The 9,976-nt window shown below is 59.6% G+C and carries 10 protein-coding genes; all 10 read right to left on the reverse strand.

From position 1 onward, the window contains the following. Positions 1-181 (reverse strand): cytochrome oxidase subunit III (locus IT585_06480; protein MCC6962881.1); only part of this gene is annotated, 181 nt, incomplete at its 3' end. A 6-nt stretch (positions 182-187) separates the two neighbouring features. Next, positions 188-1,801, reverse strand: coding sequence for a cytochrome c oxidase subunit I (ctaD, locus tag IT585_06485; GenBank protein MCC6962882.1), 1,614 nt, complete (start codon positions 1,799-1,801; stop codon positions 188-190). A 13-nt stretch (positions 1,802-1,814) separates the two neighbouring features. Continuing rightward, positions 1,815-2,756 carry a cytochrome c oxidase subunit II gene (gene coxB, locus IT585_06490; protein ID MCC6962883.1) on the reverse strand — a complete coding sequence of 314 codons (942 nt, stop codon included), beginning with the start codon at positions 2,754-2,756 and terminating at the stop codon, positions 1,815-1,817. 37 nt (positions 2,757-2,793) lie between these two features. After that, positions 2,794-3,624, reverse strand: a complete 831-nt coding sequence (locus tag IT585_06495) for an SCO family protein (GenBank protein MCC6962884.1) — start codon at positions 3,622-3,624, stop codon at positions 2,794-2,796. Between the two features lie 2 nt (positions 3,625-3,626). Further along, complete coding sequence (locus IT585_06500; GenBank protein ID MCC6962885.1) at positions 3,627-3,983, reverse strand: hypothetical protein; 357 nt, start codon at positions 3,981-3,983, stop codon at positions 3,627-3,629. Between the two features lie 9 nt (positions 3,984-3,992). Next, positions 3,993-5,177, reverse strand: coding sequence for a hypothetical protein (locus IT585_06505; protein ID MCC6962886.1), 1,185 nt, complete (start codon positions 5,175-5,177; stop codon positions 3,993-3,995). 17 nt (positions 5,178-5,194) lie between these two features. Next, the gene (locus IT585_06510; GenBank protein ID MCC6962887.1) at positions 5,195-5,794 is read right to left on the reverse strand and encodes a cytochrome c; all 600 of its coding nucleotides are present in this window, start codon (positions 5,792-5,794) and stop codon (positions 5,195-5,197) included. Between the two features lie 17 nt (positions 5,795-5,811). Next, positions 5,812-6,360, reverse strand: coding sequence for a DUF3341 domain-containing protein (locus tag IT585_06515; protein MCC6962888.1), 549 nt, complete (start codon positions 6,358-6,360; stop codon positions 5,812-5,814). Continuing rightward, positions 6,360-7,706 (reverse strand): polysulfide reductase NrfD, encoded by a 1,347-nt coding sequence (gene nrfD, locus IT585_06520; GenBank protein ID MCC6962889.1) that lies wholly within the window; start codon positions 7,704-7,706, stop codon positions 6,360-6,362. Before nrfD ends, IT585_06515 begins: the two co-directional genes overlap by 1 nt. 125 nt (positions 7,707-7,831) lie before the next feature. Further along, positions 7,832-9,976, reverse strand: a 2,145-nt coding sequence (locus IT585_06525) for a 4Fe-4S dicluster domain-containing protein (protein MCC6962890.1), incomplete at its 5' end; no start/stop codon positions are given.

Consider the following 9,976-nt stretch of genomic DNA (forward strand, 5'->3'; position numbering starts at 1 on the left):
ACATCTCCGGGTACCAGGAGCGGAAGATCGCGTACGCGCAGAACAGCCCGCCGAAGAGCAAAATTTCCGTCAGCAGGAACAACCACGTGCCCAGCTTGGCCGCTTCCGCCTGCTGCGCCGGTTCGTGAAAATGATGCTGCAAGTACGCCGGATGATCGTGGCTGGCTGAGTGTGTCGACATCGCTGCTTACCTCGTGCTCGCCGCGACCACCTTGTCGTAGTCGTACGGTCCATGGGTGGGGACTATATCGGTCTCGAAATTCTCGGCCGGCGGCGGCGAAGTCGTCTGCCATTCCAGCGTCAGCGCGCCCCACGGGTTGTTGCCCGCCGGTCTGCCCTTGAAGATCGCATAGATCAAATAGAATGCCATGATGATGAAGCCCGTGCCGATGACAAACGAGCCGATCGATGAGAAGCCGTGCAACGGTTGATACTGCTCGACGTAAGTGAAGTACCGCCGCGGCATCCCCTGCGAGCCGAGGATGAACTGCGTGAAAAACGTCATATTGAAACCGATGAAGATCAGCGCGCAGGCGAGCGCCGCCAGTTTCTCATTGTAGAGCCGCCCCCAGATCTTGGGCCACCAGTGATGCAGCCCCGCCAGGAATGCCATCACCGTGCCGCCCATCATCACGTAATGGAAATGCGCCACGACGAAGTAGGTGTCATGCAGATGCACGTCCACCGACAGCGCACCGAGCATGATGCCGGTCACGCCGCCGATCGTGAACAAAAACAGGAAACTGAGCGTGTACAACATCGGCGCTTCCAGCGAAATCTGCCCCTTGTACATCGTCGCCAGCCAGTTGAACACCTTGATGCCCGACGGGATACCGACGAGAAATGTCAGGAATGAGAAAATCACCGCCGCCAACTCCGACTGCCCGGAGGTGAACATGTGGTGCCCCCAGACCAGGAAACTGACCAGCGCAATGCCGAGGCTCGAAAACGCCACCAGCCTGTAGCCGAATATCTTCTTGTGCGAAAACGTCGAGATCGTCTCGGAAATGATCGCCATGCCCGGCAGAATCATGATGTACACCGCCGGGTGCGAGTAGAACCAGAAGAAATGCTGATACAGCACCGGGTCGCCGCCGAGGGCCGGATCGAAGATGCCGATCCCGAGCGCGCGCTCCAGAATCAGCAGCACCAGCGTTATCCCCAGCACCGGCGTCGCCAGCACCTGCAAGATCGACGTCGCATAAATCCCCCAGGCAAACAACGGCATGTTGAACCAGGTCATTCCCGGCGCCCGCAGCTTGTGGATCGTCACCATGAAATTCAAACCGGTGAAGATCGACGAGAAGCCGAGCACGAACACCCCGAAGGTCATCGAGATCACCGCGGTATTCGTCGTCGTCGAATACGGCGTATAGAACGTCCAGCCGGTATCGACCGCGTTGGTGACCACCGAGTAGAGCACGATGATCGCCCCCGCCACATACACATACCAACTGGCCAGATTCAACCGCGGGAACGCCACGTCCTTCGCCCCCAGCATCAGTGGCAGTACGAAATTCCCCAACGCCGCCGGGATCGACGGGATGATAAACAGGAAGATCATGATCGCGCCGTGCAGCGTGAACATCTTGTTGTAGGTGTCGTGCGTCATGATGTCCGCCGTCGGCTTCAACAGCTCCCAGCGAATCAACAACGCAAACACCCCGCCGACCAGGAAGAAGAACATGATCGCGAACAGGTACATCAAGCCGATGCGCTTGTGGTCGCGCGTGAGCAACCACGACTTGAGCCCTTTCGGGTCGTTCAGATAATTTTTCTGCGGAATTACGGCTTCACTCATTTTCGGCACTCGCTCACTTCAGTGACTTGATATATTCGACCAGCCCGTCGATCTGCTTGTCCTTGAGCAACCCCTGATACGTCGGCATCACCGGCTGGAATCCGCGCACGACTTTCGCCTTCGGCTCCAGGATCGATTCGCGGATATAGTTCTCGTCCACTTCCACTGACTGGCCGCCTTCCAGATCCACCGTGTGCCCGAAGATGCCCTTGAACGTCGGCCCGGTACCGGCCTTGCCGTCGGAGCTGTGGCAGGTGATACAGGCTTTCTGCGAATACAGCCGCGCCCCGTAATCGACCAGCGATTCGCCCGCGCCCGGCCCCGATTGCGTCTCCAGCCATTCGGCATATTGCCGCTCCGTTACCACCCGCACCTTGCCGATCATCTCGGAATGTTTGGTGCCGCAGTACTCGGTGCAGAACAGGTTGAAGTTGCCGGTGTCGGTCGCCTCGAACCAGGCGATCGTGTACCGGTTCGGCAGCACGTCCATTTTGATACGGAAAGTCGGCACGTAGAAGCTGTGGATCACGTCCTTCGAGGACATCAACAGCTTCACCGGCTGTCCCGCCGGCACCAGCAATTCATTGACGCTGCTCGCGCCGTCCGGATAGTCAAACGACCAAAACCACTTTTGACCTGTCACCTTCACCTGCATCGAATTTGCCGGCGCCACGTGCAGGCGGATAAAGCCCTTGAAACCCCAGGCAAAAATGATGAACACCACGATCGTCGGGATCAAGGTCCAGGTGATCTCCAGCGCCGTGTTGTGCGCTATTCCCGATGTGGTCGTGGCGGCGCCGCGCCGGCGGTAGCGAACGATAAACAACACCATCGCTGCCGTCACCAGCGCCAGCAGGATCGCCGACGAGAAATAGATGAAATTGAACAGCGCGTCAACGTCACCGGCGACTGTTGAATGCGGCGGCGGCAGGAAGAAGCTACCAGTCTTGTCCATGATTAAGCTACGCCAGCTCCGTTCGTAATAATTGCGCTCAGGCTGCGACTCGCGCGGCCCGGTATCGCCGTTCGCGCGCCCACAGTAAACTCAAGAATACCGTTAGTATCACCAGGGTCAGCAGACCGCCCAGCTTCATGATATTTCCCGCCAGCACGACGTAGCCCTTCGCCGCCGGGTCATAATGGTAACAGTACAGGATCAGCCGATCCAGCGTCGTGCCGATCTTGCCATGCGAGGCTTCGATCAGCGCGAACTTCAGGTCGCGCGGCTTGAAATCCAGCCCGTAGAGGTAGCGCGAGATCACACCATCGGGGGTCAGCACGAAGGCTCCCGCCGGATGCGCATATTCCTTGATCGCTTCATCATAGAAGTACTTGAATCCGATCGCCTCCGCCAGCGCGCGCGACTGCGTCGAGTCGCCGACCAAAAACCGCCAGCCGTTGTTCTGCCCCTGCTCGCCCAGCGCCTGCATGTAGCGCGACCGCTTGCCGGCCGCCAGCTCCGCCGTCTCGTTCGGATTGATGCTGACCGTCACCAGCAAGAAGTCCTGTTCCGGCCGCAGGTCCAGCTCCCGCACCGCATCCGACAACCCGTTCAGCACCACGGTGCACAGCATCGGACAATTGTAGTAGGCCAGCGTCAGCACCACCGGCTTGCCCCGGTGGAAATACTCCGCCAGTTGCACCGGCCGCCCGGCATCGTCGTTGAAGGCCAACTGCAACGGCACGGTGTCGCCCGGGTGCTCGATGATATCGATCTTCTGCAACTCCGGCACACTGTCGCGCACCACCTGGGCATCTACGTCGATCCACATGCTCGATATTAAGAGCCCACCGATAACCACGAGGAAAATTCGGCTGGCCATGGTCATCGGGGAGTTACTGCCGAGCGCTGAGAGGTGTACGCTTCATCCGCCAGCACCTGCATGGCACGGTCGATCGGGATGCGGTAAATCTGCTTCTGCGGATCGAGCAGCTTGTAGGTCGTCAGCACTTCCGCTTCGCGGGCGCGCAAATCGCGCAATTGATTATTCTCCGGCGCCAGTTGATACTGCGTCACCATCGCTTCCTTGGTCGCGACGAAAATCTCGTCGACGAACGCCACCGATAGCACAATGATCATCACGATCACCGCCGTGACGATTCCCGCCCACACGATGTTGACGTCGCGTTTTTCGTAGCCGGCGTGGCCGACTTGCGCCTGTGCTTCCGAAGAATGATTCATCAATCTGCCTTACTGGTTGACAAACTTCATCGAGGCCGCCAGCCGGGGATCGTTCACCGGCACCAGCGGCTGCTCCGCTAAGCGTTTCCAAAAGTACCAAACAAATACGCCGCCAATCGCCATCATGGTGGCTAAATCCATCCAGGAAAAATGCGCGCCGTGGTGCGAAAAGTTAGGGAATACTAACCAATAAAGGTCAATATAGTGCATGAATAACATCCACACGCACATCGCGATCAGCCAGAGCGCACTGCGCTTCGCCGCGCGCGTAATCAACAACAGGAACGGCACAGCAAAGTGCCCGAATACGATCAGCAGCGAGATCGCCTTCCACGATCCCACCCAGCGATGCTGGTACCAGATCGTCTCTTCGGGAATATTCGCATACCAGATCAGGAAGTACTGCGAGAAGCCCATGTACGCCCAAAACACGATGAAGGCGAACAACAGCTTCGCCAGATCGTGATAATGCTCAACCGTAATGACGTCAGTCAGAATGCCCCGCCGCGCGAGCAGGAGCACCGTCAGCAGCGTGAAGGCCATCATCGCCATCGTCGCGCCCGCGAAGTAATAGGCGCCGAAAATCGTCGAGTACCAGTGCGCATCCAGCGACATCAGCCAGTCCCACGATGCAAACGTCAGCGTAATCGCGAATACGATGATTCCCGGCGCGCTGATCTTGCGCCACGTCTTCGTCAATCCCGGTTGGTGCCCCTGATCCTGTTGCAGCGACAGCCGGTACAGCTTGATCGCCAGCACGGCCCAGATCACCAGATAAGCGAACGAGCGAATCAGGAAGAAGCCGGTATTCAAAAATCCGGCCTTGAGCGACAGCAAGTGATCCGCCGCCACGTACGCTGTATCGGTCCACTTGTACAAACTTCCCAGCCCGAACGCCACCGGCAGGAAGAACACAATCATCAGCGGCAGCGCGTACATCACGTTCTCGGCAATCCGCCGCAGCACGATGCTCCACTGGGCGTTGACCAGGTGGTGCAGCATCACAAAGAATAAGCCGCCCAGCCCCAGGCTCACCCAGTAGGTAAACGCGGTCAGGTACGAGGCCAAGAACTGCTGCGCATCAACGAAGTATCCGGCGATGCTCGCGGCAATGCCGATCACACCGATCGCGAGCATGATCGTGCCGAATTTGCCGCTGTCGGTCAGGCGATGATTTTGTGCATCAAAGCGCATGCGCGTTCAGCTTCTCCTCAGTTCACGTTTCCGCGCAGGTCGACGGGAATATCGTTGATCGTTGCATTCTGACTCCGCTGCAACGCGCGCAGATACGCCACGATCGCCCAGCGGTCCGGCACCGGAATCTGATGCCGGTAGGTCGGCATATTGCGGATGCCGTTGGTAATGACATCAAAGAAATGGCCGTCCGGCGCCTGCAGCAGTCGCGCTTCGTGGAAACTCGGCGGCGGCAACATGCCGCGCTGTACGATGATACCCTTGCCGTCACCGGTCTTGCCGTGGCACGGCGAGCAATAAATATTGAAGCGCTCCTGACCGCGCTGCAGCAACTGCATCGTGATCTCCACCGGCATCCGGGCGATCAGGCTGTCCCGCTCGTCGCGACCGCGATAGTAAGCGTTGTCTTCGTTGAGTTCACCGCGCGCCACCGTTCCGGCCACCGGCTTGCGCATCGTCATGCCGTCGGCGAAGAACTTGCTCTCCGCCTGTGGCAGATATTTCTCCTGCCGGTCCATGTTCGGATTCAAGTGAATCGGCGGGTCATCCGACGGCCGGCCGCGCACACAACCGAGCGCCAGCGCCGCCGCCAGCAGCACTGCCGCGGTCAACCGCATCGTCACCCTACCGCGCATCAGGCCGTCACCTCCACGGTCTCGACATTCTTGCCGCCGATCCGCTTCAAGAAATCCGCCGCGCTTTGCGGATCGAATTTCGGGTCGTCCGCGTGCAAGCTGACAATGAACCCGTCATCGGAGAACTTGCGGAACGATCCCGACTCGAACAGCGGATGCCACAACTGCGGCAGCCGGTTGAGAATCATCATGCCAAACGTCGCCGCGATCGCCGACGCCAACACCGTCACCGCAAACACCACCGGCGCAAAGGCCTGGTAGCTGAAGTCCGGCTTGCCGGAAATCACCATCCGGTAGCCCGACGTCGTCACCCAATAGATGAAGTAGGTCATCGCCGAGAACGCCACCAGCGCCACCGCGCCGACAATATATCCCAGCGGTGAGCGCTTCTCGCCCATCGCGCGATCCATCCCGTGAATCGGGAACGGCGAGTGACAGTCGAACTGCTTATAGCCGGCATCGCGCACTTTCTCCGCCGCGTGCAATAAATCCGCCGGCGTGTCGAATTGGGCGATTACCGCCGTAACTCTTCCCGTGACCGCGCTCATCAACTCGCTCCTCCCAGCGCCGGTCCCGGCTCGATCCCCGGATGCGGCCGCGGCCGCTCATCGCCCGGCTTCGCCGCCGGCGCGGTATCCGGCGCGTGATGATGCGGATCCGCCTGCGGCAACACGCCCTTCACCTCGACCATCGAGATCATCGGCAGGAAACGCAGGAACAGCAGGAACAGCGTGAAGAACAATCCAAACGAACCGATCAGCATCGTGAAATCCCAGATCGTCGGCCAGTACCAGCCCCACGACGACGGCAGGAAGTCGCGCGTCAGCGTGATTAGAATCACAAACCGCTCAAACCACATGCCGACGTTGACCAGAATCGACGCGATGAACATCCACACCAGATTCGTCCGCGCCTTCTTCCACCAGAAGATTTGCGGAATGATCACGTTGCAGCTCACCATGATCCAGTACGACCACCAGTACGGCCCGAACGCGCGGTTAAAGAACGCGAATTGCTCGTAGGGATTACCCGAGTACCAGGCGATGAACATCTCGCAGCCGTACGAGTAACCAACCATCATACCGGTCACCATCATGATCTTGTTCATCTTTTCCAGATGGTTCATGGTGATGAAATTCTCGAGCCGGTAGATCTTGCGCGCGATCAGTGCCAGCGTCATCACCATCGCGAAGCCGGAGAAAATCGCCCCCGCCACGAAGTACGGCGGGAAAATTGTCGTATGCCAGCCCGGCAGCACCGAGGTCGCAAAGTCGGTCGACACGATCGAGTGCACCGACAACACCAGCGGGGTCGAGATGCCGGCCAGTATCAGGTAGGCGAGTTCATAATGCTTCCACTGCCGGTTGCCGCCGTGCCAGCCGAGCGAGAAAATACCGTAGAGGACTCTGCGCAAACGCGTTTTGGCGCGGTCGCGCAACGTCGCCAGGTCGGGAACCAGACCGACATACCAAAACAGCAGCGAACAGGTGAAGTACGTGCCGACGGCGAACATATCCCACAACAGCGGACTGCGGAAGTTCGGCCACATCGACATCTGATTCGGCAGCGGCATCACATAGTACAGCAGCCACGCCCGGCCGACGTGAATCGAAGGAAACATCAGCGCGCAAATCACCGCGAAAATCGTCATCGCCTCGGCGAAGCGGTTGATCGAAGTCCGCCACCGCTGCCGGAACAGGAACAGGATCGCCGAGATCAGCGTCCCGGCGTGCCCGATACCGACCCAGAACACGAAGTTGACGATGTCGAACGCCCAGCCGACCGGCTGATTGTTGCCCCAGATGCCGATGCCTTCATAGAACAGGTACCCGATCGCGCCGAACAGGATCAGCATGATCGATGTGGCCGCGCCGAACAACAGCACCCAGCCCATCTTGGTGCGATCTTCCACGATCGCGCTGATATGCTGCGTCACCGTGCTGAACTTCGGGTTGCCGGCGATCAGAATTTCCGGATGGCTTTCGCTCTGTGCGTTCAATTCTCGATCCTCAATCGCTCTTAACCGTGATGTCCGCCCGTCTCCGGAGTGCCCGCCAGTTCCGGATGCGGATTGCGAATCTTTGCCAGATAGGTCAGCCGCGGCTTGACGTTCAATTCCGCCAGCATCGCGTAGTTGCGGTTCTGCGCCTTGACTTTGTTCACCCGGCTGTCGGGGTCATTAATATTGCCGAACACGATCGCATCGGTCGGACACGCCTGCTGGCAGGCGGTCTTGACCTCGCCGTCCTTGATCGTGCGGTCTTCCAGTTTCGCTTTGATTCGTCCCTCGCTGACACGCTGCACGCAGAACGTGCACTTCTCCATCACGCCGCGGAACCGCACCGTCACGTCCGGATTCATCGCCATCCGCACGATCTCCGGCGTGTCCTTGGTGAAATTGAAATAGTTAAAACGCCGCACCTTGTACGGGCAGTTGTTCGAACAATAGCGCGTCCCGATGCAGCGGTTGTAGACCATCACATTCAGCCCCTCCTTGTCGTGCACCGTCGCCGCCACCGGGCACACCTGCTCGCACGGCGCGTTTTCGCAGTGCTGGCACATCACCGGTTGATGCACCATCGCGGCATCTTCGATCGAACCGGAGAAATACCGGTCTATGCGCAGCCAGTGCATCTCGCGGCCGTTGTTGACCTGCCGCTTGCCGACGATCGGGATATTATTTTCGCTCTGGCACGCCAGCACGCAGGTGCCGCAACCGATACAGGTATTCAGATCGACCGCCATGCCCCACTGGTAGCCCTGCGAGTAATCGCGCTCCTCCCACAGCGACTCCAGCGGTGGATGCTCCACCGCTTCCTGCGCGAACTTCGGATGCCGCCGATAATCTTCGATATTGGCCTCGCGTACCAGCGGCCGGCCTTCCATCGACCAGTGATCCTGCGCCGAGACCAGTTGATACTCGCGTCCCAGCTTCGTCAACGACACACCGGTAGCAAACCAGAATGCATCCGTCGTGCGCAGCGGATACACGTCAAAGCCGGCGCCTTCCGCCACGCGGCCGAATTCTTCGCGGTCGTAGCCCAGCTCGATTGCCAGACAATTGTCTGCCTGTCCCGGCACGATCCAGACGGGAATCTCAACTGAGCGACCGCCGGTCGTCAATTGCACGACATCGCCGCTCTTGACGCCCAATTGCTTGGCCGTCGCCGGCGCAATCATCGCGCAGTTATCCCAGGTGAGTTTCGTAATCGGATGCGGCATCTCCTGCAGCCAGCCGTTATTGACAAAGCGTCCGTCGTGCACCTGCGTCGACGGGAGGAACACGACTTCCAACTCGTCGCGGCCGTCGCTCAAGCCGCTCATGGCCGCCGCCAAGGCGCTCGGCGTCGAAGTGACCGCCACTGCCGGTGCTGCCGAACTCGCCAGCAATCCATCATGCAAGGTCCGCCGCCAGCTCTTTTCGAATGCCCCGCTGACCAGACCCGTCCAGGTCTCACGCACGATATCGTAACCGCGCTTGTCTTCGCCCGTCGCCAGCAGGTTCAACATCTCGATGCTGCTGTGGCCGCCGAACAGCGGTTCAATCATCGGTTGGATCACCGAAGCTGTGCCGTCGCTCGAACGCGCGTCACCCCACGACTCAAGGTAGTGGGCCATCGGCACATGCCACGTCGCTGCCTTGGAGGTTTCATCCCGATAGAGCGACAGATGAATCGTCGTCGCTACTTTGGCCAGCGCCGACTTGAAATTCAGATCCGCCGGCGCATTCTGCAGCGGGTTACCGCCGAGCATCACCAGCGTGTTGATTTGCCCCGCCGCCAACTGCTGCGTGAGCGTCGCCAGTTGCTTGCGCTGCGGCAGCATCGCATCGACAATCTCGCGATAATCGATGGTCGCGCCCAGGTTGCCGAGCGCCTCGTTAATTGCAAAGACCAGCGCATGCACCGCCGCCGGTTGGCGCCGTCCGGCGCAGACGATGCTCTTGCCGCGTTGCGCCAGCAAATCCGCCGCCGCCGCTCGCAGCCAATTCTTGTCAAAATCGTTCGCGGTAAACTTGCTCAGTTGTCCGGCGACCGGAAGCGACAATCCCTGGCGATTCAATTCCAGCGCCAGCGCCGCCGCCAGTGCGCCGATCCTGTTGCTCGCGACCCGGAGGCGATGGTCCGCCATCGAGCCGGTCAGGCTGTAGGTGCCTTCCGCGGC

This window comes from Candidatus Zixiibacteriota bacterium, assembly GCA_020853795.1.
GTDB lineage: Bacteria > Zixibacteria > MSB-5A5 > CAIYYT01 > CAIYYT01 > JADJGC01.